We start from the raw sequence: 26,965 nt of genomic DNA on the forward strand, positions 1-26,965 counted from the left end.
AGCCTGCTCGCGAAGGCGGTGTGTCAGGCAATCGATTCGCTGATTGCCAATCCGTCTTCGCGAGCAGGCTCGCTCCCACAGGAGGGTAGTTTCTGATTTTTTAGCCCAGCACTTCACGCAGGCGATACCACAACATGCCAAGGGCCAGCAGTGGCGAGCGCAGGGCGCGGCCGCCGGGGAAGGTCATGTGTGGCACGGCGCTGAACACGTCGAAACCCTGGCTGTGGCCGGCATGGATCACCTCGCCCAGCAGTTTGGCGCACCAGTGCGTCACGTTCAGGCCATGACCGGAGTAACCCTGGGCGTAGAATACGTTGGGGTGCTGGCTCAGGCGTCCGACCTGGGGGAAACGATTGGCAGTGATGCCGATCTTGCCGCCCCATTGGTAATCGATGCGCACGCTCGCCAGTTGCGGGAAGACCTTGAGCATCTGCGGGCGCATGTAGGCCGCGATGTCCTTGGGGTCACGCCCGGAATAGTGGCAGGCACCGCCGAACAGCAGGCGGCGGTCCGCCGAGAGCCGGTAGTAATCCAGGCCGACTTTCTGGTCGCACAGGGCCAGGTTTTGCGGTATCAGTTGTGCCGCGAGCTCCTTCGACAAGGGTTCGGTGGCGATGATGTAGCTGCCAGCCGGGAGTACTTTGCCGCTGAGCTTCGGCTCCAGCTCTTCTAGGTGGGCATTGCAGCCCAATACCAGGCTGCCGGCGCGCACCGTGCCGGCGGCACAGCGGACGCGCACTGTGCTGCCATGATCGATTTCCAGCACCGGGCTCTGCTCGAAGACCCGCACGCCAAGGGACTGCGCGACTTTTGCTTCGCCGAGCACCAGGTTCAACGGGTGCAGATGGCCCGAGCCCATGTCGATCAGTCCGCCGGCATAAACGTCCGAGTTCACCACCTGCTGGCTGATCTGTCCGGGTTCGACAAGGCGAATGTCATGCGCATAGCCTGAGTCGACCAGTTCGGCATGCTCGGCTTTCAGTCCGGCGAACTGCGCCGGGGTGTTGGCCAACTCGCAAAAGCCCCAGCGCAGGTCGCAATCGATGCCGTGCTCACGGATGCGCCGACCCACCAGCTCCACCGATTCGACGCCCGCGCGCTCCATGTAGCGCACGCCTTCGGAGCCGACATATCGGGCAAAACCGCTGACATCATGACCGATGCCACGAATCAGTTGCCCGCCGTTGCGCCCGCTGGCCCCCCAGCCAATCCGTCGTGCCTCCAGCAAAATTACCGAGAGCCCGCGTTGGGCCAGTTCGATGGCCGTGTTGACGCCGGTAAAACCGCCGCCGATCACGCAGACATCGGCCACCAGGTCTTCACCCAGTGTGGGGAAGGGCGCCATGCCATGGGCCGACGCGGCGTAATAAGAGTGCGTATGTTCCTGGGTGTACTGGTTCATTGGTTGGACTTCACTTTGCTCCAGGAGCGGGTCATCAGGCGCATGATCGACTGCGGTGGCGTGGTGGAGATGTAGAGCTTGTCGAGAACTTCCTGGGAGGGATAAACCTCAGGATTGTTGACCAGTTCAGCGTCCATGAATTGTTTGGCGGCCGGGTTCGGGTTGGCGTAGCCAACCGAGGCACTGACCTTGGCGATCACTTGCGGATCGAGCAGGTCATTGATGAACGCGTGAGCTTCCTTCGCGTTGCTGGCATCGGCGGGAATCGCCAGCAGGTCGAACCACAGGTTGCTGCCTTCCTTGGGGATCGCATAGGCGATGTTCACGTTGTTTTTGGCTTCCTTGGCGCGATTGGCGGCCTGGAATACATCGCCGGAGTAGCCGAAGGCGACGCAGATGTCGCCGTTGGCCAGGTCCGAGACGTATTTGGAGGAATGGAAGTAAGTGACGTAAGGACGGATGCTCAGCAACTTGGCTTCGGCTTTTTTGAAGTCCTCCGGGTTCTCACTGCGCGGGTCCATGCCCATGTAGTTGAGCACTGCCGGGAACACCTCATCCGCCGAATCCATGATCGATACGCCGCATTGGCTGAGTTTCTTGATGTTTTCCGGCTCGAACAGCACGGCCCAGGAGTCGATGTGGTCGATGCCCAGCACTTGCTTGACCTTGTCGACGTTGTAGCCGATGCCGTTGGTGCCCCACAAGTACGGCACCGAGTGTTCATTGCCGGGATCGTTCTTCTGAAGCAACGTCAGCAGTTTCGGGTCGAGATTCTTGAAGTTCGGCAGTTCGGTGCGGTCCAGCTTGAGGAACGCACCGGCCTTTACCTGACGGGCCAGGAAGTGGTTGGACGGCACGACCACGTCATAGCCGGTGCGCCCGGCGAGCAGCTTGCCTTCCAGGGTTTCGTTGGAGTCGAAGACGTCGTAGATCACCTTGATTCCGGTCTTGGCCTGGAAGTCGGCGAGGGTGGTTTCGCCGATGTAGTCGGTCCAGTTGTAGACGCTGACCTGTGGCTGGGCTTGGGCAACGGCGCTGCACAACGTGGCCAGCGTGAGCGGAACCATGGATTTCAATAGACGCATAGCGACACCTCTTCGATTGTTGGATTTTTCAGGTGTTTCTGTAGTGTTCTGGCGATCGGTTTCGCGAGCAGGCTCGCTCCCACAGGGGAATGGATTTCAATGTGGGAGCGAGCCTGCTCGCGAAGAGGCCCTTCAGGTCAGACGCTCAGCAACAGGAACTCGCGCTCCCAAGAACTGATCACCCGCTTGAAGTTCTCGTGTTCGGCGCGTTTGACCGCCACGTAGCCACGCACGAACTTGCTGCCCAGGTAGCGGCCGATGGCGTCGCATTCTTCCATCTGGGTCAGGGCGTCCTCGATGGTGATCGGCAGGCGCAGGTTGCGGCGTTCATAGGCCCGGCCCTCGACCGCGGCGCTCGGTTCGATGCCTTCGACCATGCCGATGTAGCCACACAACAGGCTGGCGGCGATGGCCAGGTACGGGTTGGCGTCGGCACCCGGCAGGCGGTTTTCCACGCGCATCGCCTCGGGGCCCGAGGTCGGTACGCGCAGGCCGACGGTGCGGTTTTCTTCGCCCCATTCGACGTTGACCGGTGCCGAGGTGTCCGGCAGGAAACGGCGGAACGAGTTGACGTTGGGGGCGAACATCGGCAGCACTTTGGGGATGTACTTTTGCAGGCCGCCGATGTGCTGGCGGAACAGGTCGCTCATTTGCCCGTTGTCATCGGCGAAGATCGGCTTGCCGGTGGCGATCTCCACCACGCTCTGATGAATGTGCATGGCGCTGCCGGGCTCGTCGCCAATCGGTTTGGCCATGAAGGTCGCGGTGACGTTGTGCTTGAGCGCCGCTTCACGCAGGGTGCGTTTAAACACGGTGATCTGGTCGGCCAGGTCCAGCGCATCGCCATGACGGAAGTTGATTTCCATCTGCGCCGGGCCGTCTTCGTGGATCAGCGTATCGAGGTCCAGGCCTTGCAGTTCACACCAGTCGTAGACGTCCTCGAACAGCGGATCGAATTCGTTGGCGGCGTCGATGGAAAACGACTGACGACCACTTTCCGCGCGACCTGAACGGCCCAACGGCGCCTTCAACGGCAAGTCCGGATCTTCGCAGCGCTGGGTCAGGTAGAACTCCATTTCCGGCGCGACGATTGGCTTCCAGCCCTTGTCCGTGTACAGCTGCAGGACTTTTTTCAGCACGTTGCGTGGCGACAGTTCGATGGGGTTGCCGAACTTGTCGAAGGTGTCGTGAATCACGATGGCGGTCGGCTCGATGGCCCAGGGCACCACGTAAACCGCGTCGGCATCGGGCTTGCAGACCATGTCGATATCGGCAGGGTCCAGCAGGTCGTAGTAGATGTCGTCGTCGACAAAGTCCCCGGTTACCGTTTGCAACAGCACACTTTCCGGCAGGCGCATGCCTCGCTCATGCAGGAACTTGTTGGTGGGTGCGATTTTGCCGCGTGCAATGCCGGTCAGGTCGCTGACGACACACTCGACTTCGGTAATCTTGTGATCTTTCAGCCACGTGAACAGCTGATCGAAAGGGGCATTCATAAAGACCTCGTTATTGGTTTTGGTAACGCGGGGGAAGGCCGTTTTCATCTTCGGGAGTCTTCCCCTGTGGCGCGTTGACGACTATCTTGGGCGAGCCTTGCGGTTCCATCTATCCACTTTAAGCAGGACAAAGCGCACCAAAAGAGTGCGTAAGGTCACCCATGACAGCCTCTACGAACGAGTGCAATTCACTACAGGTCCAAGCCTTCAACACCGCCGATGTCGCCGAGCAAATCCGCGCCACACCGGGTTGGGTCCAGCATTACCAACAGATGTCGCCGGGGCATTTCGCAGGCCTGGTGCGTTATCTGGATTTGCAGGGCGTGGAGATTTACGAAGAGTCGATGAACACCCGGGTCGAGCAGAATTTCAGCGCGCCCCAGGGCTCGCTGGCGTTCTGTTTCGACCGCAGCGACAACGCGCTGTATGTGTTGAATGGTGAGAGCCGCAACATCTGGATCACCCCGGAGAACTACCAGGAAATCGCCGTGGTGTTCGGTCCGGAGTTCGTTCAGCGACATGCATTGGATGTGGCCCGTCTCGAAGGGCTGTTCATGGCGCCACTCAATTCGCAGCAGAATGCTTTGTTCAGCCGCTGGCTCAGCGGCACGCTGACGCGGCTGTCACAGACCTTCGATCCGCCGAGCCGTGAAGCCCTGACCGAGCAACTGCTGGACGATTGCCTGTTCATCCTCGACAACGCTTGCGTCTGTCTGGATCAAGGCGCATTGCAGCGCCGGGCTGGGGAGAGGGCGATCATGAAGCGGGTCGGGGAATGGGCGGCGGATACGCCGGAGGAACACCTCAACCTGCTGGAACTGTCCCAGGTCGCCGGGGTGTCATTGCGTCAGTTGCAGCATGCATTCAAGACCTACACCGGCATGGCGCCGACCCAATGGTTGCGTCTGCGCCGACTCAACAGCGCACGTCGCGAATTGCTCAACAGCACGCCGACGCAAACCACCGTGGCCGAAGTGGCGATGCACTGGTCGTTCTGGCATTTGGGGCGGTTTTCCAGCAGTTATCGCGCGTTGTTCAAGGAGTTGCCGAGCGACACCCTCAAGCGCGTGAGTGTCACTGAAGCCAGGCGCGGACGTCGTTAGAAGGTCGGCGGGGTGATGACCCAGATCACCACCGCATCCACCTCACCGGGGTTGCCATACCGGTGTGGTTCCTGGCTCGAAAAGCTGAAACTGTCCCCTTCGTTGAGCTGGAAGTAGCGCTCGCCGACCCACAACTCGAAACAGCCCGACAGCAGATAGCCGGCTTCTTCGCCTTCGTGGCTGTAGCTTTGCTGGCTGTAGGTGCCCGGCGGAAAACGCGAGTGGAGCATTTCCAGTTGCTGACTGGGCTGCGGAGTCAGTAACTGGTCGACGATGCCGTCCTCGTAATGCACGCTCAAGCGGCTGTTCTTGCGCACCACCACGCCGTCGTCTTCGGGATTGGTGTTGGCTTCGCTGGCGAAGAACCATTGGATGGTCACCCCCAGGCTGCGGGCGATGTTAAACAGCGCCGGGATCGACGGGTAGGCGAGGTTGCGTTCAAGTTGGCTGATGTAGCCGGCGGTGAGTTCACTTTGTTGCGCCAGTTCCGCCAGGGTCATGCCCCGGCGCTTGCGCAGGCCGCGAATACGCGTGCCGAGGAAGTGTTGTTCGGCGGTGCCGGTGGCCGGTGATGGGATAGTGCTGTTGCTCATAGTTGCGAACCTGCATCGTCTGTAGGAGCGAGCATGCTCGCGATGGTGGTCAACGATAACGTTGGCGGCCAGACACCCCGCGGTGCCTGTGCCTCCATCGCGAGCATGCTCGCTCCTACAGGGGGGCGATCATCTGAAGCCCCGGAGTATAAACAGCCTCAAAGCTCCCACGCGACTTTCAGCCCTTCATAAATCGCTTCTTCAGCGGTGCGCGGCGCCAGGCAGTCGCCGATGCGCCGGAACTCCACCAGGCCTTGCAGTTCATCTGCGAGGGTATCCACCGGCTGGTGGCCCTGGCATAACACCAGCGTATCGATATTTTCCAGCAGCATCGGTTCACCACTGGCGGTGTGTTGCAGGTACACCGTGTTGTCGTCGCAGCCGTACAGTCGCGCATAGGGCGTGATCGGCACACCGAGTTTATGCAGCTCGCCGGCCAGGTGATCGCGTACATACAACGGCAGGTTCTCCCCGCAGTGGGTGCCATTGACCGCCAGTTGAACCTGATGCCCGGCACGGGTCAGGCGTTCGGCGATGCCGGGGCCGATCCAGTCGCAGCGCCAGTCCACGACCACCACCGAACGGCCGATCTTCACCTCGTCACGCAGCACCTGCCAGGCATCCACCACCTGTAATTCACCGCCGCGCTCGAAGTGCGGCCAGTAGGGCTCGGCGCCGGTGGCAACGATCACCATGTCGGGTTTTTCCTGCTCTACCAAGGCGCGGTCGACCCGGGTGTTGCGCACCACGTGCACCCCGGCCAGTTCCATTTCCCGCTGCAGGTTGGTGCTGGCTCCGCCGAACTCGCTGCGCCGTGGCAGCAGTTGCGCCAACAGCACCTGACCGCCGAGTTGCGAACTGGCTTCGTACAGCGTCACGTCATGCCCGCGCTGAGCGGCGACAGCGGCGGCTTTCATGCCGGCCGGACCACCACCGGCGATCATGATGCGTTTACGGGTCTTCGTCGCTTGTCGCTGACTGAAGATCAACTCCCGCCCCGTTTCCGGGTGCTGGATGCAGGAAATCGGCAGGCCCTTGTGGAAGTGGCCGATGCATGCCTGATTGCAGGCAATGCAGGCGCGCACGTCCTCGACGTGGCCGCTGTCGGTCTTGTTGGGCATCTGCGGGTCGCAGATCAGCGCCCGGGTCATGCCACAGACGTCGGCCTGGCCACGGGCGATCATCAGCTCGGCTTCCTGGGGCTGGTTGATGCGCCCGGTGACGAACAATGGAATGTTCAAACTCGCCTTGAACGTGCCGCCTTCCTTAGCCAGGTACGCCGCTTCGATCGCCATCGGAGGCACGATGTGCACCGCGCCGCCCAGCGAAGCCGAGGTGCCGGCGACGATGTGCACGTAATCCAGTTGCGCCTGCAGCGACTGCACGGCGGCCAGGGATTCGTCTTCAGTCAGGCCTTCGGGATCGCGCTCGTCGGCGGAAATGCGCAGGCCGACGATGAAGTCTTCGTCAGTGTTGGCGCGTATCGCCGCGATGACTTCGCGCAGGAAACGCAGGCGTTGTTCCAGTTCACCGTTGTATCCATCGGTGCGACGGTTGACCCGAGGGTTGATGAATTGCGCCGGCAGATAACCGTGGCTGGCCACCACTTCCACGCCGTCGATTCCAGCCTGGTGCAAGCGACGGGCAGCGGCGGCATAGCCAGCGACGATCTCGTCGATCATCGCCTGATCCAGCGCTCGAGGCATTACCCGGAATCGCTCGTTGGGCACCGCCGAGGCGGAGTAGGCCACCGCCAGCAAGCCATCGCTGGATTCCATGATTTCCCGTCCCGGATGGAACACCTGGGACAGCACCACCGTTCCGTGGGCATGGCAGGTCTGGGCGATCTTGCGGTAACCGTCGATACAGGCGTCATCGGTGGCCATCAGCACATGGGAGGTGTACCGCGCACTGTCATGCACGCCGGCCACTTGCAACACGATCAGCCCGGCACCGCCTTCGGCACGCGCACGGTGGTAGGCGATCAGTTGTTCATTGACCAGGTTATCGGTGGGCATCGAGGTGTCGTGACCGCTGGACATGATGCGGTTTTTCAAGCGCTTGCCACGGATCTGCAAGGGTTCGAACAGGTGCGCAAAGGCAGGTGTCGAGGTCGGCATGGTGCGGGTACTCCAGGCAGGCTGCCCCCTGTAGGAGCGAGCATGCTCGCGATGGTGGTCCGGGCACCGAGGGGAATCAGACGGCCCGCGTTTTCGTTAATGTCCATCGCGAGCATGCTCGCTCCTACAGAGGTCGCAGGGTTTCGGCGTTGTTATTATTGCGCTATAGAAATTTACCGCCAGTAAAAAATCAACTTGTTTTTTTACTGCGGCTTGCAGTAGCTTCGTTTCGAGCCCGCTCCAGGGCCGCACCTCACCAACAATAAAAAAGGGCCATGCCGACCGATGTCGGCTGGCACCTGCACGAGGATCCACTGATGAAATTGCTCAAGCACGGTTTCTTCCCCCTGGCGTTGACCCTGACCATGGGCGGCGCACAGGCCGCATCGGACATGGTGGTGGTCGGTTACGGCGGCGCCGGTCAAAAAGCCCAGGACGTGGCGTTCTTCCAGCCCTTCAGCGCGGTGGATCAAAGCAAGGTGATCCAGAGCGAATACAACGGCGAGATGGCCAAGATCAAAGTCATGGTCGACACCGGTAACGTCGATTGGGATGTGGTGCAGATCGAAGGTCCGGACCTGATGCGCGGGTGCGAAGAGGGCATGTACGAACGGCTGGACTGGACCCGCCTGGGGCACGCCGATCAGTTGATCCCTGAGGCAGCGCAGGAATGTGGCTCGGCGGCGCTGGTGTGGAGCGTGGCGATTGCTTATGACACGGACAAACTGGCCCAGGCCCCGACTTCGTGGGCTGACTTCTGGGACGTGCAGAAAACCCCCGGCAAACGCGGATTGCGCAAACGCGCGGTGTACAACCTGGAGTTCGCCTTGCTCGCTGACGGCGTGAAGGTCGAAGACGTTTACAAGGTACTCAATACCCCAAAAGGCGTGGACCGGGCGTTTGCGAAGCTCGATCAACTCAAGCCTTACATCCAGTGGTGGGAAGCCGGCGCGCAACCACCGCAATGGCTGACCGCGGGCGACGTAGTGATGACCTCGACCTACAGCGGACGTATCGCTTCGGCGGCGCAAAACGGCAGTCACCTCGGACTGGTGTGGCCAGGCAGCCTGTACGGCATGGATTACTGGGCGATCATCAAGGGCTCCAAACACGTCGATCAGGCCAAGCGCTTCATTGCCTTTGCCAACCAGCCTGAGGCTCAGGTCAATTACGTGAAACAGATCCCCTACGGCCCGACCAACACCCAGGCCGCCGCGCAACTGGACGACAAGCTGGCGCAATGGGTGCCGACCGCGCCGCAGAACCTCAAGGGCGCGCTGTCGATGGACGTCGGTTTCTGGGTCGATCATGGCGAGGAGCTGGAGGAACGTTTCAACGCCTGGGCCAGCAAGTAAACGACGGTGGCTGGACGTCGGTGTACGTCCAGCCGTACTGTCTGCCAGCTGATCTGCCTGGAGAACAACAATGAATGACCTGACTGCCGTACCTGCCCGCAGCACCACCGAACAGCGCCTGCGTGAAGAGCTGGCGGCCTGTTATCGCCTGATTGCGCATTTTCGTATGACCGACCTGATCTTCACTCACATCTCGGTGCGTTTACCGGGGCCGGAGCATCATTTTCTGATCAATCCGTATGGGCTGATGTTCGATGAGATCACGGCGTCGAATCTGGTGAAAATCGATCTCAATGGACGCGCTGTCGAACCATCACCCTATCCGGTGAACCCAGCCGGTTTCGTGATCCACAGTGCGATTCACGGTGCCCGGGAAGATGCACAGTGCGTGCTGCACACCCACACCAAATCCGGTTGCGCGGTCGCCGCGTTGAAATGCGGATTGTTGCCGGTCAATCAGATATCCATGGAGTTCTACGGCAAGGTCGCTTACCACGACTACGAAGGCGTGGCGCTGGACATGAGCGAGCAGCGGCGCCTGGTGGCGGACATGGGCGACAAACCAGTGTTGATGTTGCGCAACCATGGGCTGCTGACTGTCGGCGAAACCGTCAGCCAAGCGTTTTTGCGCATGTATTACCTGGAGAAAGCCTGCGAAATCCAGCTGGCGGCGCAGGCTGCCGGGGAGTTGGTGCTGCCACCGGCTGAGGTGTGTGAACACACGGAGCGCCAGTTCAATGATCCGGGCCGACCGCTGGAAAAGGGGGAACTGACTGACCCTGATGCGATGCAACTGGCCTGGGCTGCACTGTTGCGAATGCTGGAGCGGGTGGCGCCAGGGTATCGAGATTGATCCGGATTCTGTGTTGAATCTGCCGACGCCTTCGCGAGCAGGCTCGCTCCCACAGTTGATCCGGGTTGCCCTGTGGGAGCGAGCCTGCTCGCGAAAGCGGTCTTTCAGTCGTGCACATTCTTGCTGTACAGTCGTTCAGCTCGCCACGTAAACGCGAGCCCCACGACTGAATCCAGGAGCATGTCGCCATGAATCAGGAAGCCCGTTTTTCCCGCATGGAACCGGAGTTGCGCAAGGCCAATCTGATCGAGGCGACACTGGTGTGCCTCAAGCGCCACGGTTTCCAGGGCGCTTCGATCCGCAAGATTTCCGCCGAGGCCGGTGTGTCGGTAGGGCTGATCAGCCATCATTACTCCGGCAAGGACGAACTGGTGGCCGAAGCCTATATGTCGATCACCAGCCGGGTCATGACCCTGTTGCGCGACGCCATGGAGCAGGCCGCGCCCAATGCCCGCGAACGCTTGTCGGCGTTTTTCCGCGGCTCGTTTTCCGCCGAATTGCTCGACCCGCAACTGATCGACGCCTGGCTGGCGTTCTGGGGTGCGGTGAAGACCGCCGAGGCGATCAACCAGGCTCACGATCATTCCTATGGCGAGTACCGTGCCATCCTGGGCAAGGTGCTGAGGGAGCTGGCGCAGGAGGAGGGTTGGGAGCACTTCGACGCAGACCTGGCGGCGATCAGCCTCAGCGCCTTGCTCGATGGCCTGTGGCTGGAGTCGGGCCTGAACCCTGGCACCTTCACCCCGGAGCAGGGCATCCAGATCTGCGAAGCCTGGGTCGACGGTTTGCAGGCCGGCGGTCGCCAGCGGTTTTTAATCAAGTAAAGCAGCGTGTAGACGAGCAGCTGTTGATCACCCGTTCAGCAGTGGATACTCTCTGGCGCTACCGCAACAAAACACTCTAATAAGAAATACGCCTTCGGGCTCGTGCAGGACATCAAGTAATGACGCCTCGGGTACTGATCGTCGATGACGATCCGCTGATTCGCGAACTGCTGCAGGCCTATCTTTCCCAGGAAGGCTACGACGTTCATTGCGCCGACACGGCGGAACAGGCCGAGACCTTCCTCGCCAGCCAGTCCGTTGACCTGGTCATGCTCGACATCCGCCTGCCGGGCAAGGACGGCCTGACCCTGACCCGTGAGCTGCGGGTGCGTTCGGAAGTGGGGATCATCCTGATCACCGGGCGCAACGATGAAATCGACCGCATCGTCGGCCTTGAATGCGGCGCCGACGACTACGTGATCAAACCCCTCAATCCACGGGAGTTGGTGTCCCGGGCGAAAAACCTGATTCGCCGGGTGCGCCATGCACAATCGCCGCAACCCACTGTGGCAGCCTCAAAACCTGTCAAACAGTTTGCCGATTGGGCACTGGACACCGACCGCCGGCGCCTGATCGATCCGTCCGGCTGTGAAACCCTGCTGACCCACGGCGAATATCAGTTGCTCAGCGTGTTTCTGCGCAACAGCGGCCACACCCTAAGCCGCGATCAACTGATGGACCAGATCCGCAACCGCGAATGGGTGCCCAACGACCGTTCCATCGACGTGCTGGTGGGCCGCTTGCGTCGCAAGTTGCACGATGATCCCGCCGAACCGCAGTTGATCATCACCATCCACGGCGCCGGTTATCTGTTCACGGCCAGCCTGGCGGCGTGATGAAAGTGGGGCCAATGCTCTGGCTGCTACTGGCGCTGATGGCCGGCCATGTGCTGGCGGCGGAGAAGGTGCGCTATTGCGATTATCCGGTGTACCCGCCGATTTCCTGGAGCGACGGCAAACAGGTCCGGGGCCTGGCCCCCAGCGTGGTGAAACGGCTCTTCGGTGAATTGGGCTACGACGTCGAGGTCGTGGTGCTGGGCAACTGGAAACGTTGCTTGCTCGACGCCGCCGAAGGCCGGGTCGACGTGGTGCTCGCCTACAGCACTGCGCAGCGGGAACAGAGCATGCTGTTTTCCACGGTGCCGGTGTTGCGCGAAGAGGTGGCGTTATTCATCAATCGCCAGCACCCGGTCAAATTCGAGCGGCTGCAGGATCTGGCCAACTACCGCGGAGGCCTGCTGTTCGGCGAGAGCTACGGCGTGGAGTTCGATCGCATGGTCGCGCAAAACAACAACATCGAATGGGTGTCCGACAGCCGCCAGAACTTCGGCAAGCTGATTCGCGGGCGCATCGACTTCATCACTCAGGAGCGCCGCACCGGGGAGTTGTACGTGCAGAACCTGGCCGGCGCGCAAGACATCGTTGCCTTGCCCAATGCCCTGAGCGTCGACTATCTGCGGGTCGCCGTATCACGTCGTTCGCCACTGGCCAGCCGCATGCCGCAGATCAACGCGCAATTGCAGCGCATGGTCGAGGCCGGCGATATCGAGCGCCTGCTCAATGAAAGCGAAGTCACCTACCGTGACATGATCAACCTGCCGGCGAACGCGCCATGATCCGCGCCCGTCCTGGTGGATTGTTGCGGCGCCTGCTGCTGTTCATCCTGTTGTTCAGCCTGTGCTTCACCGTGCTCGCCAGCAGCGTGCAGCTGTATATCGAATACCGCCGGGAAATGCGCGAGATCGATGCGCGCATGGAGCTGATTCGGGCCGGCTATCTGGCGAGCCTGGAGCGCAGCCTTTGGGATTTGAACCAGGAACAATTGAACGTGCAGATGCGCGGCCTGGTGGATTTTTCCGACGTAGCCAGGGTGCATCTGATCAGTCCGGACTACGACTTGCTGCAAGGCAATCCTGATCCGGTCGGGCCGCTGCGCATCGAACGGTTTGCCCTGGACTACCAACCGCCCTCTGGTCCGTTGCGTCAGCTTGGTGAGCTGGAAGTCAGCACCGATCTGGGCGCTGTCTACCAGCGTCTGTATGCCAGCGGACTGACCAGCCTGTTGTGGATGGGCGCTTTTCTTTGCGGTTTGGCCGTGGCGCTGTCCGGGTTGTTCTATCGATTGGTCACCCGGCACCTGCAAGTCATGGCCGAGTTTGCCCGGCGCATCGCTGCGGGTGAGTGGCACGAACCGCTACGCCTGCACAAACGGCGCAGTGTGCAAAAAGATGAAATCGACACCGTGGCCGATGCGCTGGACGACATGCGCCGGGCAATCCTCAGTGACATCGACCGCCGGGAAACCGACCGACTGGCCTTGCAGGACAATCGTGATGAATTGCTGCGCATGGTGGAGCGACGCACCGCCAGCCTGATGCGTGCCAAGGATGAAGCGGAAGCGGCCAACCTGGCCAAGTCGCGGTTTCTGGCGACCATGAGCCATGAACTGCGCACACCGCTCAATGGCATTCTTGGCATGGCCGAGTTGCTGCGCGGCGCCAATCTGGGAGCACAGGACAGCAAGCGCCTGGATGCCTTGCACAAGGCTGGCGAAGGCTTGCTGAGCATCCTTAATGAAGTGCTGTTTTTCGCCAAGCTGGAGGAGGGCGCGAGCCTGCCCGAACCGGTGGACTTCTCGATTCGCCAGTTGCTCGACGAAGTGCTGACCCTGCTGGAGCCCAAGGCATTGGATAACGACACGGTCCTGCTGTGCCGGGTCGACAAACGGGTGGCCGGGCATCATCACGGCGCCGAACAGTTCCTGCGGCAGGTGTTGAGCAACCTGCTGGCCAATGCGATCAAGTTCACCGAAGGCGGCGAGGTCAGCGTCGAGGTCGCGTTGCTCGCGCAGCGTGAAGGGGAAGGCGGACAGCATTTGCGAGTGAGTGTCACCGACAACGGCATCGGCATTGCTCCGGCGATGCAGGGGAAGATTTTCGAACGCTTCACCCAGGCCAGCGAAGAAGTGGCACAGCGCTTCGGCGGCACCGGGCTGGGGCTGGCGATCTGCAAACACTTGGTGGAACACATGGGCGGTCGCATCGGCGTCAGCAGTGACGTGGGGCGCGGCAGTTGTTTCTGGTTCGAACTGATGTTGCAGCCGGTGACCGATGTGGTCAGCGTCGCGCCGGTTGGCTTGGCAGGTCCGGCGCTGGACATCCTGGTGGTCGAAGATGTGGCGCTTAACCGCGACGTGGCCGAGGGGCTGCTGCAACGGGACGGACACCGGGTGTGTTTGGCTGACGACGCTGAACAGGCATTGCTGCAGTGCACTGAGCGAGCGTTCGATTTGATTTTGCTGGATGTGCATCTTCCGGGCATGAGCGGCGTCGAGTTATGTACCCGGATCCGCAGCAACGAAGGGCCGAATCGCCAGACGCGCATTTTCGCCCTGACCGCCAGTGTGCAACCTGCACTGGTGCGCGGTTATCTGGATGCGGGCATGGACGGCATTTTGGCTAAACCGTTGAAGCTGGAAAGCCTGCGCCAAGTGCTGGCGGGGCAAGTGACGGTGACCGAGCCCAGCGTCGATGACATCGCGATGGACTGGCCGTTGCTGCAAACCCATCGCACCTTGCTCGGTGAGCAAAAGGTCCAGGGGTTGCTGGCGGTGTTGCGCGACGCGATTGTTCAACACCGCTCAGCACTGCGCGAAGCGATCGGGGCCGATGATTGCACCGAGGTTGCTCAGCTGGCGCATCGTTTGGCTGGCAGCAGTGACTCGCTGGGGTTTCGCGGATTGGCAACGGTGTTGCGCCAATTGGAAGCAGCGGCGTTGGGCAACGACGAATCGGCCATTCGTGGACTGGCGCCGATCGTTCAGGTGCAAATGCAGCGGGCGCTGCAAATCCTGGAAGACCTGTTGGCCAGATAATCCCAGGCACACTGCTTTTCCCTGTAGGAGCGAGCATGCTCGCGATGGCGGCTCAACATTCAACATTGATGTCGACTGACCCACCGCAATCGCGAGCATGCTCGCTCCTACAGGGGGATGCGTTTGTGGGGCGGGAATACAAGGTTGTTACGACTTTTTACATCTTTGATCCTGACGTACAACAGGGCCTTACATGGCTTTCCAATAATCGACGCAACCGCCACAGCGCGGTCTTCGAAGCTTATTGGAGATAATAATAATGAATGGCCGTAAAGCTCCTTCCCTGCGCAATGACGTTCCGTCCTGCGCCACGTCCCTCACTGACTGCTGAGGGGCCGACATGAACGAAATCACTGATCGCAAAGGCATCCAACTGACCCGCGCCCTGAAAAGCCGGCACATTTTCATGCTGTCCCTGGGTGGCGTGATCGGCACCGGGTTGTTCATGGGTTCCGGCGTGACGATTAATCAGGGCGGTCCGCTGGGGGCAATCCTGGCCTATCTGGTCGCGGGTTTCCTGATGTACCTGGTGATGGTCTGCCTGGGCGAACTGTCGGTGCAGATGCCGGTATCCGGATCGTTCCAGACCCACGCCACTAAATTCATCGGCCCGGCCACCGGTTTCATGATCGGCTGGGTGTACTGGATGAGCTGGGCCACCACGGTCGGCCTGGAATTCACCGCCGCCGGCATGCTGATGACGCGCTGGTTCCCGGCGGTGCCAATCTGGTACTGGTCGGCGTTGTTCGTGGTGGTGCTGTTCGGTATCAATGCTCTGGCGACCCGCGCTTTCGGTGAGGCGGAATACTGGTTCTCCGGGATCAAGGTCGCGGCGATTCTCGGCTTCATCGTGGTCGGCGTATTGGTGATCTTCGGTGTGATGCCACTGACCAGCGGGGCTCCTGCGCCGATGGCGAGCAACCTGATCGGCGATTCGTTGTTCCCCAATGGCTTGTCGGCAGTGTTCGCGGTGATGATGACCGTGGTCTATGCCTTCCAGGGTTGCGAGATCATGGGCGTGGCCGCCGGTGAAACCGACCAGCCGGAAAAAAGCATCCCCCGAGCGGTGCGCAACGTGGTGTTCCGCGTACTGATCTTCTATGTACTGGCAATTGTCGTGCTGTCGGCCATCGTGCCGTGGCAGCAGGCAGGCTTGATGGAAAGTCCGTTCGTGCAGGTGTTCGACATGGTCGGCATTCCCTATGCCGCTGACCTGATGAACTTCGTGATCCTCACTGCGATTCTGTCGGTGGGCAACTCCGGCCTGTATGCCTCGACCCGCATCCTCTGGGCGATGTCGAAAACCGGCATGGCGCCGAAAAGCCTCTCGCCGTTGAGCAAACGCGGGGTGCCGTTGCGTGCCCTGAGCATCACTTTGTGCTTTGCCCTGGTGTCGCTGATGACCAGTTTCGTCGCTGCCGACACCTTGTTCATGGTGTTGATGGCGGTGAGCGGCATGTCCGGCACCGTGACCTGGATTGTCATCGCCCTGGCGCAATACAAATTCCGCAAGGCCTACCTGCGTGATGGCGGCAAGCTCAGCGACCTGAAATACCGCGCCCCGTGGTTCCCGGTGCTGCCGCTGATGTGCATCACCCTGTGCTGCTCGCTGTTCGTGTTCCTCGCCCTGGATGAGACCCAGCGGCCATCGCTGTACTGGGGTTTTGGCTTTATTGCGCTGTGTTATGGCGCGTACTTCCTGTTCCATCGCAAGCGCGAAGCGGTGTTGGCGCCGAGCTTGCCGAGCGCTTGATTCCCTGAATCAGCCAATCCCCTGTGGGAGCGAGCCTGCTCGCGAAAGCGGTGTATCCGTCAACAACGATGTTGAATAGGGTGCCGTCTTCGCGAGCAGGCTCGCTCCCACAGTTGTTTTGCGGCGCCCTGTGGGCAGTTGTTCGAAGTTGTAACAACGCTGTCAGTCAATCGCTGCTCACTACATAAATATCGTTTAAAAACAGTTAGTTAATTGATTTGTAGGTTTGTTACAGAAAATTTGGTCACCAATTGCCGCCTTACTGAACACTCGTTTAGTATGGCCTCAAGTCGCAACACCTCAGACCAATCACAATAATTCGAGGACTCGCATGACTACTCACGATTCACTGCTCAGTCAGGTCGAAGCAGGCGTTGCCTGGATCACCCTCAATCGCACCGCCCAGCGCAACGCGCTGGACATCCCAACGCTGAAAAAAATCCACGAACTGCTCGACGCTTACAACGCCGATCCAGCCGTTCGCGTTGTGGTGCTGACCGGCAGTGGCCGAAGCTTCTGCGCCGGTGCCGACCTCGACGAATGGGCCGAGGCCGAAGCCCGGGGCGCGCTGGAAACCTATGGCTGGACCGAAACCGCCCATGCCCTGATGACCCGTTTGCACAGCCTGGAGAAACCGACCATCGCCGCCATCAACGGCACCGCCGTCGGTGCGGGGATGGACCTGACGCTGTGCTGTGATCTGCGTATCGCCGCGCAGTCGGCACGCTTCAAGGCCGGTTACACCAGCATGGCCTACTCGCCGGATGCCGGCGCCAGCTGGCACCTGCCACGCCTGATCGGCGCCGAGCAAGCCAAGCGTCTGCTGTTCCTGGACGAATTGTGGGGCGCCGACCGTGCCCTGGCCGCCGGTCTGGTGGGTGAAGTCTGCCCTGACGATCAGTTGCACACCGTCGCCAGTGAACTGGCCGCACGCCTGGCCGCTGGGCCGACCTTTGCCTTTGCCCAGACCAAAAAGCTCATGCGCGAAGGCGCCGACCGCAGCCTGCCCGAGCAACTGCAAGCGGAACTCGCCGCCGGCCTGTTGTGCGGTCGCAGCGAAGACGGCAACGAAGCCCTGCGCGCAGCCATGGAAAAGCGTGCGCCACGCTTCATCGGTCGATAAGCCCCGGCACACCCCTCATTCAGTACACGAACAACAGGTAGCACCATGAATTTCCAACTGACCCAAGAACAAGAAATGTTGGTGGACGCGGTACGCAGTTTCGTCGAGAAGGAACTGTTGCCCTATGAAGACCAGGTCGACCGCGCCGACGAAGTGTCCCCGGAGCTGGCGGCGCAAATTCGCGGCAAGGCCATCGCCGCCGGTTTCTACGCCTTCAACATGCCGGAAGAAGTGGGCGGTGGCGGTCTGGACTACCTGTCCCAAGCGCTGATCGAGCGTGAGCTGTCCAAGGTCTCCTGGGCACTGCACGTGTTCGTCGCGCGGCCGTCGAAGATCCTCATGGCCTGCAAGGGCGACCAGATCAACGACTACCTGTTGCCCTGCATCCAGGGTGAGAAGATCGACTGCTTTGCCCTCACCGAGCCGGGCGCCGGTTCCGATGCCAACGCAATCAAGACCCGCGCCGTGCGCGATGGCGACGATTTCATCCTCAATGGCAGCAAGCACTTCATCAGCCACGCCGGCCACGCCGATTTCGCCATCGTCTTCGCGGTGACCGACACCTACGAACACAATGGCAAGAAACGCAACGCCGTGACCTCATTCCTGGTGGATCGCAACACCCCCGGCATGACCATTCGCCGTGGACCGAAGTGCGTGAGCAACCGTGGCTACCACACCTTCGAAATGTTCTTCGACGACTGCCGCGTACCGGCCTCCAAGGTATTGGGCGAAGTGGGCAAGGGCTGGGACGTGGCCAATGCCTGGCTCACCGCAGGCCGGGTGATGGTCGCCGCCAACTGCGTCGGCCAGGCGCAACGGGCGCTGGACGTGTCGTTGCAATGGGCGGCGGATCGCAAACAATTCGGCCAGCCGATCGGCACCTATCAAGGGGTGTCGTTCAAGTTGGCGGACATGGCCACGCAGATTCGCGCCGCCGAACTGCTGACCTTGCACACTGCCTGGAAGATGGACCAGGGCACCATGACCGATGGCGAGGCCGGCATGGCCAAGCTGTTCGCCAGTGAAGTGCTGGGTCGCGCCGCCGATGAGGCGGTACAGATTTTCGGCGGCATGGGCTTGATGGATGAAGGTCCGGTGGAGCGCATCTGGCGCAACGCGCGGATCGAACGGATCTGGGAAGGCACCTCGGAAATCCAGCGTCACATCATTTCCCGCGAACTGCTGCGGCCTCTGCTGCGCTGATCCGTCCGGAGAATTCCCATGTCGCAATCGATTCGTGACAACCTCAAACGCATGCTCGCGCCGCGCCACGTGGCATTTGTCGGCGGCCGTAGCATGGCCCGCGCCCTCAAGCGCTGCGCCGAGGGCGGATTTGCCGGGCAAATGTGGCTGGTCAATCCGCAAAACGACAGCCTCGAAGGCGTGCCGTGCGTGCGCAGCATTGCCGATTTACCGTGCGGGCCGGATGCGGTGTTCATCGCCACCAACCGTGATCTGACCCTGACCTGCGTCGCCGAACTCGCCGCCATCGGCACCGGCGGCGCCATCTGCTACGCCTCGGGATTCGCCGAAACCGGCGCTGAAGGCCAGGCTCTGCAACAGCAACTGCTCGACGTCGCCGGCGACATGGCGCTGCTCGGCCCCAACTGCTACGGCCTGCTCGACTACCTGCACAGCTCCGCGCTGTGGCCGGTGGCCCATGGCGGCAAGGCGGTGGAGAAGGGTGTGGCGGTGCTGACCCAAAGCGGCAACTTCGCCTACAACCTGTCCATGAGCGACCGTTCGTTGCCGGTGGCCTACATGGCCTCGGTGGGTAACCAAGCGCAACTGGGTGTGGCCGAACTGATGGACGTGCTGCTCGACGAACCTCGGGTCACAGCCATCGGCCTGCACCTGGAAGGTCTGAAAAACGTACCGGGTTTCGCCCGCGCCGCGCACAAGGCACTGGAAAAGGGCATCCCGATCATCGCCCTGAAAACCGGCGTGTCGCAGATCGGCGCCGAACTGGCCCTGAGTCACACCAGTTCGCTGTCCGGCTCCGATGCGCTGTACGACGCACTGTTCGACCGTCTCGGCGTGATCCGGGTCAGTGGCCCGGTGAGCTTCGTTGAAACCCTGAAGGCCGCAGCCTGCGGCAACCTGCCGGCGGGCGACAGCCTGATCGCGCTGGCGTGCTCCGGTGGCGACGCCGGGCTGATTGCCGACTACTCCGAACGCAATGAACTGACGCTGCCCAAACTCGATCAGGGCCAGGTCACGGAACTGGCCCAGGTCCTGCCGAGCTACGCCAACCTGGTCAATCCGCTGGATTTCACCACGGCGATCTGGGGTGACGGCGAGGCTTTGAACCGCATGCTCGACAGCGCCCTGCGTACCGAAGCGGACGCGGCGATGCTGGTGCTCGACTACCCGGCGGAATTTACCGGCGAACGCAAGGAATGCGACCTGTTGCTCGACCTGTACTGCAAGGCGCTGGAGCGTCATGGCAAGACCGGTTTCGTCACCTCGGCCTTCCCTGAGTTACTGCCACCCCATGCCCGCGAGCGTTTGCATGCCCAGGGCGTGGCGGCGTTGCAGGGTGTCGAAGACGGGTTGGCCGCCTGGGGGCGCATTGCCGGTTACCAGCGCAACCGTCAGGCCTTGCTGGCCTTAGGCGAATCGGCGTTGGTGCCGCTATGCCCGCAGGCGCAGGAAGGCGAAGGTCATTTGCTGAACGAATGGGACTCCAAGCAAGCCTTGCGCGAATTCGGCCTGCTGACGCCAAACGGTGTGTTGAGTTCGCCGGCCAATGCACTGAACGACGCGCAAAAGCTCGGTTATCCGCTGGTCCTCAAGGCGGTCAGCGCACAGTTGCCGCACAAGACCGAAGCCGGTGCGGTGGCCTTGAACCTCAAGGACGACAACGCCCTGAGCGCTGCGCTGGAAAAAATGCGCGCCAGCATCGAAGCCTACGCACCAGGCGTGCCGTTCGACCAACTGCTGCTGGAGCCCATGGCCAAGCCGCCGCTGGCCGAGCTGATCGTCGGCATCAAGCGCGAGAACGATTTCGGCCTGGCCCTGGTAATCGGTGCCGGCGGCATTCTGGTGGAGTTGCTCAAGGACAGTCGCAGCTTGTTGTTGCCGACCACCGATGGGGCAATTCGCCAGGCGTTGCTGAGTCTTCGCAGCGCTGCACTGCTGCAAGGCTTCCGTGGTCGCCCGGTGGCGGATCTGGACTCGCTGGTGACCGCGATCCGCGCGGTGGCCGATTACGCCTGCGAAAACGCCGCGCAACTGCTGGAACTGGATGTGAACCCATTGTTGGTCGGCGCCGATGGCACGACTGCGGTCGACGCGTTGATTCGTCTTGGCCATGAATGAGGACCTGAACATGCAAAACAAAACCTTGACCGGTGGCCAGGCGCTGGTGCGCCTGCTGGCCAACTACGGCGTCGATACCGTGTTCGGCATTCCCGGCGTCCACACGTTGGAGCTGTATCGTGGCTTGCCCGGCAGCGGCATTCGCCACGTGCTGACCCGCCATGAACAGGGCGCCAGTTTCATGGCCGACGGCTATGCCCGTGTCAGCGGCAAGCCTGGCGTGTGCTTCGTCATCACCGGCCCCGGCGTGACCAACGCCGCCACCGGCATCGGCCAGGCTTATGCCGATTCGATTCCGATGCTGGTGATTTCCAGCGTCAACCACACTGCCAGTCTCGGCAAGGGCTGGGGCATCCTCCACGAATGCCAGGATCAGCGTGCCATGACCGCACCGATCACCGCATTTTCGGCGGTGGCCCTGACGGCTGAAGACCTGCCGGAACTGATCGCTCGCGCTTACGCGGTGTTCGATAGCGAGCGTCCGCGTCCGGTGCACATCTCCGTGCCACTGGACGTGCTGGCCGCTCCGGTGGCCCGAGACTGGAGCACCGAAGTCGTGCGCCGTCCGGGTCGCGGCACACCAGCCGCCACCTTGCTGGACGAAGCTGTGGCCAAACTGCAGGGCGCGAAACGGCCGATGATCATCGCCGGCGGCGGCGCCTTGAACGCAGCCTCCCAGTTGCAGGAGCTCAGCTCCCGCTTGGCCGCGCCGCTGTTCACCAGCGTCGCCGGCAAAGGCCTGTTGCCACCGGACGCGCCATTGAACGCCGGTTCGTCGCTGTGCGTGGAACCGGGTTGGAACCTGATCGCCGAGGCCGACGTGGTGTTGGCGGTCGGCACGGAAATGGCCGACACCGATTTCTGGCGCGAACGCTTGCCGCTCACCGGCGAAGTGCTGCGGGTGGACATCGATCCGCGCAAGTTCAACGACTTCTATCCATGCGCCGTGGCGCTGCAAGGTGATGCGCGGCAGACCCTCGAGGCCTTGCTCGAACGCTTGTCGACGGATGTACGCAACGCCGAGGCAGCCATCGCCAAGGTCGCGGCATTGCGTGAAGCGATTCAGGCCGGTCACGGTCCGTTGCAGTCGATCCATCAGGCGATTCTGCAACGCATCGCCGCCGAGCTACCCGCGGATGCCTTCATCAGCACCGACATGACCCAACTGGCCTACACCGGCAACTACGCCTTTGCCAGTCAGGCCACCCGTAGCTGGTTGCACCCAACCGGCTACGGCACCCTCGGCTATGGCTTGCCCGCCGGGATCGGCGCCAAGTTTGGCGCGCCGCAACGCCCGGGCCTCGTGCTGGTGGGGGACGGCGGTTTCCTCTACACCGCGCAGGAACTGGCGACGGCGGTCGAGGAACTGGACAGCCCGCTGGTGGTGTTGCTGTGGAACAACGATGCCCTGGGGCAGATTCGCGACGACATGCTCGGCCTGGACATCGAGCCCATCGGCGTACTGCCGCGCAACCCGGACTTCGCCGCCCTTGGCCGCGCTTTCGGTTGCACCGTGACTCAGCCGCAGAACCTCGCGGAACTGCAAACCGACCTGCGCCACGGCTTCAACCGCAACGGCGTGACCCTGATCGAGCTCAAGCATGCCTGCGCTCACTGATTTCACTGTAGGAGCGAGCACGCTCGCGATGGACTTCAACGATAACGCACACTGTCTGAATGACCGGGTTGCCCTGACGTTTTTCGCGAGCAGAGCTCGCTCCTACAGGATCGTTTTTATAGGAGGAAGGCCATGCGCTTTTCCGATCTGACCCAACGCATCGCCGGTGACGGCGCCGCCGCCTGGGATATTCACTACCGCGCGCTGGCCATGATGGAGCAGGGCAAGGACATCCTGCTGCTTTCGGTGGGCGACCCGGATTTCGACACGCCGCAGCCCATCGTGCAGGGTGCCATCGACAGCCTGTTGTCCGGCAACACTCACTACGCCGAGGTGCGCGGCAAGCGTGCCTTGCGTGAAGCCATCGCCAAGCGCCATCGCCAACGCAGTGGCCAACACGTGACGGCAGATGAGGTCACGGTGCTCGCTGGCGCCCAGTGCGCGCTGTTCAGCGTGGCCCAGTGCGTGCTCAATCCCGGCGATGAAGTGATTGTCGCCGAGCCGATGTACGTCACCTACGAAGCGGTATTTGGTGCTTGCGGCGCGGTGGTGGTGCCAGTGCCGGTGCGTTCGGAAAACGGTTTCCGCGTACTGCCCGAAGACGTCGCCGCGCGCATCACCCCGCGTACCCGTGCCCTGGCGCTCAACAGCCCACACAACCCGTCCGGTGCCAGTCTGCCGCGCAGCACCTGGCAGGCGCTGGCTGAACTGTGCATCGCCCATGACCTGTGGCTGATTTCCGACGAGGTCTACAGCGAACTGCTGTTCGACGGCGAACACGTCAGCCCGGCGAACCTGCCGGGCATGGCCGAGCGCACCGCGACCCTCAACAGCCTGTCCAAATCCCACGCCATGACCGGTTGGCGCGTCGGCTGGGTGGTGGCGCCGCCATCACTGTCCGCACATCTGGAAAACCTCGCGCTGTGCATGCTCTACGGCTCGCCGGATTTCATTCAGGACGCCGCCGTGGTGGCCCTGGAAACCCAATTGCCGGAACTGGACGCCATGCGCGAAGCCTATCGCCAGCGTCGTGATCTGGTCTGCGAAAGCCTGGCCGATTGCCCCGGAGTGCGCGCGTTGAAACCCGATGGCGGCATGTTCGTGATGGTCGATATCCGCGAAACCGGGCTCAGCGCCCAGGCGTTTGCCGACCGACTGCTCGATCGCCATGGTGTTTCGGTACTGGCCGGCGAGGCCTTCGGTCCGAGCGCTGCCGGACATATCCGACTCGGTCTGGTGGTGGGCTCCGCGCCATTGCGCGATGCCTGCCAGCGCATCGCCCGTTGCGCCCAAGAACTGATGGAGGCTGAAGTTGATGCTTGATTACAAGTCACTGTTTATCGATGGTCGCTGGCAAACCCCGTCCGGCCAGGGCGTCGCCGAGGTGATCAACCCGGCCACCGAAGAAGTCGCCGGCAGCGTACCGCTGGGCGATGAGCACGATGTCGACAACGCCGTGGCGGCAGCGCGCAAGGCCTTCGCTTCATGGTCGCGTACGCCTTCCAGTGTGCGCGCCGGTTACATCCGCGCACTGGCCGAGCAGCTCAAGGCCCGCGCCGATGAAATGGCCGCGGTGATCACCACCGAATTGGGCATGCCGGTCCAATGGTCGCGCTCGGTACAAGTGGACGGGCCAATCGTTGGTTTGGAGCAATACGTCGAACTCGCCGGCCTGATGGATGAAGTACGCGAAATCGGCAACTCGCTGGTGGTCCGCGAAGCAGTGGGCGTCTGTGCGTTCATTAACCCGTGGAACTACCCACTGCACCAGTTGATCGGCAAGCTCGCCCCGGCACTGGCCGCCGGTTGCACGATGGTGGTCAAGCCGAGCCAGGACACGCCGCTACACGCGTTTTTGCTGGCACAGATGATCGAAGACATCGGCTTGCCTGCCGGGGTGTTCAACCTGGTCAGTGGTCCGGGTTCGAAAGTCGGCGAAGCCCTGGCCAAACACCCGGACGTGGACATGGTGTCGTTCACCGGTTCCACCGGCGCTGGCGTGCGGGTCGCCCAGGCAGCGGCGCCTTCGGTCAAACGCGTGTGCCTGGAACTGGGCGGTAAGTCGGCGTTGCTGATTGCCGAAGACGCCGATCTGGATGCCGCCGTGCGCTACGGCGTGCAGGACGTGATGATCAACTCTGGGCAGACCTGCACGGCCTTGACCCGCATGCTGCTGCCGGCCAGTCGTTATGCCGAAGCGGTGGAGATTGCGCTGGAGGAAACCCTGAGCCTGAAGATGGGCGATCCACTCGACCCACAAAGCTTTCTCGGCCCGATGTGCTCCGCCGGGCAACGCCGTACCGTGCTCGACTACATCAGGATCGGCCAGGAAGAGGGCGCACGCCTGCTGTGCGGTGGCGACGCTGCGCCGGACTTCGAGCGTGGCTATTACGTCAGCCCGACGCTGTTCGCCGACGTCGACAACAACATGCGCATTGCCCAGGAAGAAATCTTCGGCCCGGTGCTGTGCCTGATTCCTTATGAAAACGAGGCTCAAGCGATCCGGATCGCCAACGACTCGCCGTTCGGCCTGTCCAGCGGTGTCTGGGCCGGCAGCACCGAGCGCGCCTTGCAATTGGGGCGGCAGCTGCGAGCGGGGCAATGCTTCCTCAATGGCGCGGCGTTCAACTATCAGGCGCCGTTCGGTGGCTACAAACAATCGGGTAATGGACGTGAGTGGGGGGAAGAGGGGCTCAACGAGTTCGTCGAAGTGAAGGCGATTCAGGTGTGACCGTTAGACATTCAAAGATAAACCGCACCGGGCCCAGGCCCGGTGCATTGCGTGGTTTTGATCAGGTATTTCATTAGCTTTTATCAGGGGCAATGCAATGAGCGATAACAAAAACAAGATTACTCAAGCGAACCACGAATTCAGCCTGCCGCGTCGCGACTTCTTGAAGTACAGCGCAACGGCGGCTGCGGTGGCCGGGGCGTTCTCCATGGGCCTGCCGTTCGGGGCCTTTGCCGCAGAAACCACGCCAAAGCCCGGTGGTGTGTTGCGCCTGGGCCTGGCCGGTGGCAGCACCACCGACTCCAAAGACCCGGGCTCCTGGGCCGATACCTTCACCTTCGTCGGCTTCTCGGCGGTCTATAACACCCTGACCGAAATCGCCGTCGACGGCACCGCAATCCCCGAACTGGCGGAAAGCTGGACCTCGACCCCGGATGCGCGGGTCTGGACCTTCAAACTGCGCCAGGGCGTGACCTTCCACAACGGCAAGACCCTGGACGCCAATGATGTGGTGGCCTCGATCCAGCATCACCTCGGGGAAAAATCCACGTCGGCGGCCAAGACCGTTTTGGGCGACGTGGCCAAGGTCAGCACCAACGGCAGCGACAGCGTGGTGTTCGAATTGCACTCGGGCAATGCCGATTTCTCTTACGTGGTTGCCGATTACCATCTGGTGATCATGCCGAGCAAAGACGGGGTGCCGGACTGGCAGGCCGGCGTCGGCACCGGTGGTTATCGCCTCAAGGACTTCGAGCCGGGCGTACGCATGACCCTGGAACGCAGCCCGGATTACTGGAAACCTGGCCGGGCTCACTTTGCCAGCGCCGAGCTGATTGCGATTGCCGACGGCGCTGCACGGGTCAACGCGCTGGTCACCGGGCAGGTGGACGTGATCAACAAGGTCGACCTGAAAACCGTGGCACTGCTCAAGCGCAATCCGAACCTGGTCATCGAGGAAACCAAGGGGGCGCAGCACTACACCTTCCCGATGCTCACCGACAGCCAGGTGTTCCAGAACAACGACGTGCGCTTGGCGATGAAGCACGCGATCAACCGCGAAACCCTGCTGGCCTCGGTGCTGTATGGCTATGGCCTGGTGGGTAACGATCACCCGATCCAGCCCGGTAGCCGCTTCATCAACACCGCGCTGGAGCAACGCACCTACGATCCGGACAAGGCGCGCTTCCACTTGAAACAGGCCGGCCTGGAGTCGCTCAAGGTGCGCCTGCAAGCTTCTGACGCGGCTTATGCAGGCGCCGTTGATGCCTCGGTGTTGTTCAAGGAGCAGGCCCGTGCCGCCGGTATCGATATCGACGTGGTGCGCGAACCTGCCGACGGTTTCTTCTCCAACGTCTGGAACAAACAGCCGTTCACCACTTCGTTCTGGTACAGCAGCCTGACCGCCGACCGCATGTTCAGCATCGGCTACGCCAAGGGCGCGGCGTGGAACGAAACCCACTGGGACAACCCGCGTTTCAACCAACTGCTCAACGCCGCTCGCGGCGAAATGAACGAACCGCTACGCCGCGAGATGTACAACGAAATGCAGGCACTGTGCCGGGATGACGGCGGGGCGATCGTGCCGCTGTTTGCCAGTTCCGTCGCAGCGCGTTCCAACCGCGTGGTGCATGGCGGCCAGACCGCGCCATACGGTGAACTCGATGGCTTGCGCGTAATCGAGCGGTGGTGGCAGGCGTAAGGCCGGTCGAGGT

The 26,965-nt window shown here is 61.8% G+C and carries 20 protein-coding genes; 15 read left to right on the plus strand and 5 right to left on the minus strand.

Annotated elements, in window-relative coordinates:
* Positions 1–100: 100 nt before the first annotated feature.
* From ACSFE6_RS13360 to ACSFE6_RS13370, 3 genes are all read right to left on the minus strand, one after another.
* Positions 101–1,402 (minus strand): NAD(P)/FAD-dependent oxidoreductase, encoded by a 1,302-nt coding sequence (locus ACSFE6_RS13360; RefSeq protein WP_435428045.1) that lies wholly within the window; start codon positions 1,400–1,402, stop codon positions 101–103.
* Positions 1,399–2,487 carry a polyamine ABC transporter substrate-binding protein gene (locus tag ACSFE6_RS13365; RefSeq protein WP_435428046.1) on the minus strand — a complete coding sequence of 363 codons (1,089 nt, stop codon included), beginning with the start codon at positions 2,485–2,487 and terminating at the stop codon, positions 1,399–1,401. The genes ACSFE6_RS13360 and ACSFE6_RS13365 overlap by 4 nt, the downstream gene beginning before the upstream one ends.
* A gap of 137 nt (positions 2,488–2,624) precedes the next feature.
* The gene (locus ACSFE6_RS13370; RefSeq protein WP_435428047.1) at positions 2,625–3,983 is read right to left on the minus strand and encodes a glutamine synthetase family protein; all 1,359 of its coding nucleotides are present in this window, start codon (positions 3,981–3,983) and stop codon (positions 2,625–2,627) included.
* 161 nt (positions 3,984–4,144) lie between these two features.
* On the opposite strand from ACSFE6_RS13370, the gene ACSFE6_RS13375 reads away from it, so the two are divergent.
* Positions 4,145–5,086 carry a helix-turn-helix domain-containing protein gene (locus ACSFE6_RS13375; RefSeq protein WP_435428048.1) on the plus strand — a complete coding sequence of 314 codons (942 nt, stop codon included), beginning with the start codon at positions 4,145–4,147 and terminating at the stop codon, positions 5,084–5,086.
* Here the strand turns inward: ACSFE6_RS13375 and ACSFE6_RS13380 are convergent.
* Both ACSFE6_RS13380 and ACSFE6_RS13385 read right to left on the minus strand, forming a co-directional pair.
* On the minus strand, positions 5,083–5,679 hold the full coding sequence (locus ACSFE6_RS13380) for a helix-turn-helix domain-containing protein (protein WP_435428049.1): 597 nt from the start codon (positions 5,677–5,679) through the stop codon (positions 5,083–5,085). The genes ACSFE6_RS13375 and ACSFE6_RS13380 overlap by 4 nt on opposite strands.
* Positions 5,680–5,837: 158 nt before the next feature.
* Positions 5,838–7,799: an FAD-dependent oxidoreductase gene (locus ACSFE6_RS13385; protein WP_435428050.1), complete on the minus strand. Its 1,962-nt coding sequence runs from the start codon at positions 7,797–7,799 to the stop codon at positions 5,838–5,840.
* Between the two features lie 317 nt (positions 7,800–8,116).
* Between ACSFE6_RS13385 and ACSFE6_RS13390 the strand changes: the two genes are divergently transcribed.
* The 14 genes from ACSFE6_RS13390 to ACSFE6_RS13455 all read left to right on the plus strand — a co-directional run bounded on the left by ACSFE6_RS13390 (position 8,117) and on the right by ACSFE6_RS13455 (position 26,952).
* Entirely contained in the window at positions 8,117–9,154 is a 1,038-nt protein-coding gene (locus ACSFE6_RS13390; protein WP_435428095.1) for an ABC transporter substrate-binding protein, read from the plus strand.
* 70 nt (positions 9,155–9,224) lie between these two features.
* A complete protein-coding gene (locus ACSFE6_RS13395) occupies positions 9,225–10,007 on the plus strand; it encodes a class II aldolase/adducin family protein (RefSeq protein WP_435428051.1) in 783 nt (260 codons plus the stop codon).
* Positions 10,008–10,195: 188 nt separating this feature from the next.
* On the plus strand, positions 10,196–10,831 hold the full coding sequence (locus ACSFE6_RS13400) for a TetR family transcriptional regulator C-terminal domain-containing protein (RefSeq protein ID WP_435428052.1): 636 nt from the start codon (positions 10,196–10,198) through the stop codon (positions 10,829–10,831).
* Between the two features lie 119 nt (positions 10,832–10,950).
* Positions 10,951–11,667: a response regulator gene (locus ACSFE6_RS13405; protein ID WP_435428053.1), complete on the plus strand. Its 717-nt coding sequence runs from the start codon at positions 10,951–10,953 to the stop codon at positions 11,665–11,667.
* A gap of 14 nt (positions 11,668–11,681) precedes the next feature.
* Complete coding sequence (locus tag ACSFE6_RS13410; RefSeq protein ID WP_435428054.1) at positions 11,682–12,446, plus strand: substrate-binding periplasmic protein; 765 nt, start codon at positions 11,682–11,684, stop codon at positions 12,444–12,446.
* Positions 12,443–14,704: an ATP-binding protein gene (locus ACSFE6_RS13415; RefSeq protein ID WP_435428055.1), complete on the plus strand. Its 2,262-nt coding sequence runs from the start codon at positions 12,443–12,445 to the stop codon at positions 14,702–14,704. Before ACSFE6_RS13410 ends, ACSFE6_RS13415 begins: the two co-directional genes overlap by 4 nt.
* A gap of 340 nt (positions 14,705–15,044) precedes the next feature.
* On the plus strand, positions 15,045–16,457 hold the full coding sequence (locus tag ACSFE6_RS13420; protein ID WP_435428056.1) for an amino acid permease: 1,413 nt from the start codon (positions 15,045–15,047) through the stop codon (positions 16,455–16,457).
* 331 nt (positions 16,458–16,788) lie between these two features.
* On the plus strand, positions 16,789–17,580 hold the full coding sequence (locus tag ACSFE6_RS13425) for an enoyl-CoA hydratase/isomerase family protein (RefSeq protein ID WP_435428057.1): 792 nt from the start codon (positions 16,789–16,791) through the stop codon (positions 17,578–17,580).
* Positions 17,581–17,625: 45 nt separating this feature from the next.
* The gene (locus tag ACSFE6_RS13430) at positions 17,626–18,786 is read left to right on the plus strand and encodes an acyl-CoA dehydrogenase family protein (RefSeq protein WP_110962688.1); all 1,161 of its coding nucleotides are present in this window, start codon (positions 17,626–17,628) and stop codon (positions 18,784–18,786) included.
* Between the two features lie 18 nt (positions 18,787–18,804).
* Positions 18,805–20,904: an acetate--CoA ligase family protein gene (locus tag ACSFE6_RS13435; protein ID WP_435428058.1), complete on the plus strand. Its 2,100-nt coding sequence runs from the start codon at positions 18,805–18,807 to the stop codon at positions 20,902–20,904.
* A 10-nt stretch (positions 20,905–20,914) separates the two neighbouring features.
* Positions 20,915–22,522: a 5-guanidino-2-oxopentanoate decarboxylase gene (locus ACSFE6_RS13440; protein WP_435428059.1), complete on the plus strand. Its 1,608-nt coding sequence runs from the start codon at positions 20,915–20,917 to the stop codon at positions 22,520–22,522.
* Between the two features lie 132 nt (positions 22,523–22,654).
* Entirely contained in the window at positions 22,655–23,845 is a 1,191-nt protein-coding gene (locus tag ACSFE6_RS13445) for a pyridoxal phosphate-dependent aminotransferase (protein ID WP_435428060.1), read from the plus strand.
* Complete coding sequence (locus ACSFE6_RS13450) at positions 23,838–25,253, plus strand: aldehyde dehydrogenase family protein (RefSeq protein WP_435428061.1); 1,416 nt, start codon at positions 23,838–23,840, stop codon at positions 25,251–25,253. Before ACSFE6_RS13445 ends, ACSFE6_RS13450 begins: the two co-directional genes overlap by 8 nt.
* Before the next feature lie 97 nt (positions 25,254–25,350).
* Positions 25,351–26,952 carry an ABC transporter substrate-binding protein gene (locus tag ACSFE6_RS13455; protein ID WP_435428062.1) on the plus strand — a complete coding sequence of 534 codons (1,602 nt, stop codon included), beginning with the start codon at positions 25,351–25,353 and terminating at the stop codon, positions 26,950–26,952.
* The last annotated feature ends 13 nt before the right edge of the window (positions 26,953–26,965 follow it).

The sequence above is a fragment of the Pseudomonas baetica genome (genome assembly GCF_051216495.1).
Lineage (GTDB): Bacteria > Pseudomonadota > Gammaproteobacteria > Pseudomonadales > Pseudomonadaceae > Aquipseudomonas > Aquipseudomonas baetica_B.

Coding starts and splice junctions, on each gene's coding strand:
- ACSFE6_RS13360 (WP_435428045.1), bottom strand. CDS start 1,402: ATGAACCAGTACACCCAGGAACATACGCACTCTTATTACGCCGCGTCG.
- ACSFE6_RS13365 (WP_435428046.1), bottom strand. CDS start 2,487: ATGCGTCTATTGAAATCCATGGTTCCGCTCACGCTGGCCACGTTGTGC.
- ACSFE6_RS13370 (WP_435428047.1), bottom strand. CDS start 3,983: ATGAATGCCCCTTTCGATCAGCTGTTCACGTGGCTGAAAGATCACAAG.
- ACSFE6_RS13375 (WP_435428048.1), top strand. CDS start 4,145: ATGACAGCCTCTACGAACGAGTGCAATTCACTACAGGTCCAAGCCTTC.
- ACSFE6_RS13380 (WP_435428049.1), bottom strand. CDS start 5,679: ATGAGCAACAGCACTATCCCATCACCGGCCACCGGCACCGCCGAACAA.
- ACSFE6_RS13385 (WP_435428050.1), bottom strand. CDS start 7,799: ATGCCGACCTCGACACCTGCCTTTGCGCACCTGTTCGAACCCTTGCAG.
- ACSFE6_RS13390 (WP_435428095.1), top strand. CDS start 8,117: ATGAAATTGCTCAAGCACGGTTTCTTCCCCCTGGCGTTGACCCTGACC.
- ACSFE6_RS13395 (WP_435428051.1), top strand. CDS start 9,225: ATGAATGACCTGACTGCCGTACCTGCCCGCAGCACCACCGAACAGCGC.
- ACSFE6_RS13400 (WP_435428052.1), top strand. CDS start 10,196: ATGAATCAGGAAGCCCGTTTTTCCCGCATGGAACCGGAGTTGCGCAAG.
- ACSFE6_RS13405 (WP_435428053.1), top strand. CDS start 10,951: ATGACGCCTCGGGTACTGATCGTCGATGACGATCCGCTGATTCGCGAA.
- ACSFE6_RS13410 (WP_435428054.1), top strand. CDS start 11,682: ATGCTCTGGCTGCTACTGGCGCTGATGGCCGGCCATGTGCTGGCGGCG.
- ACSFE6_RS13415 (WP_435428055.1), top strand. CDS start 12,443: ATGATCCGCGCCCGTCCTGGTGGATTGTTGCGGCGCCTGCTGCTGTTC.
- ACSFE6_RS13420 (WP_435428056.1), top strand. CDS start 15,045: ATGAACGAAATCACTGATCGCAAAGGCATCCAACTGACCCGCGCCCTG.
- ACSFE6_RS13425 (WP_435428057.1), top strand. CDS start 16,789: ATGACTACTCACGATTCACTGCTCAGTCAGGTCGAAGCAGGCGTTGCC.
- ACSFE6_RS13430 (WP_110962688.1), top strand. CDS start 17,626: ATGAATTTCCAACTGACCCAAGAACAAGAAATGTTGGTGGACGCGGTA.
- ACSFE6_RS13435 (WP_435428058.1), top strand. CDS start 18,805: ATGTCGCAATCGATTCGTGACAACCTCAAACGCATGCTCGCGCCGCGC.
- ACSFE6_RS13440 (WP_435428059.1), top strand. CDS start 20,915: ATGCAAAACAAAACCTTGACCGGTGGCCAGGCGCTGGTGCGCCTGCTG.
- ACSFE6_RS13445 (WP_435428060.1), top strand. CDS start 22,655: ATGCGCTTTTCCGATCTGACCCAACGCATCGCCGGTGACGGCGCCGCC.
- ACSFE6_RS13450 (WP_435428061.1), top strand. CDS start 23,838: ATGCTTGATTACAAGTCACTGTTTATCGATGGTCGCTGGCAAACCCCG.
- ACSFE6_RS13455 (WP_435428062.1), top strand. CDS start 25,351: ATGAGCGATAACAAAAACAAGATTACTCAAGCGAACCACGAATTCAGC.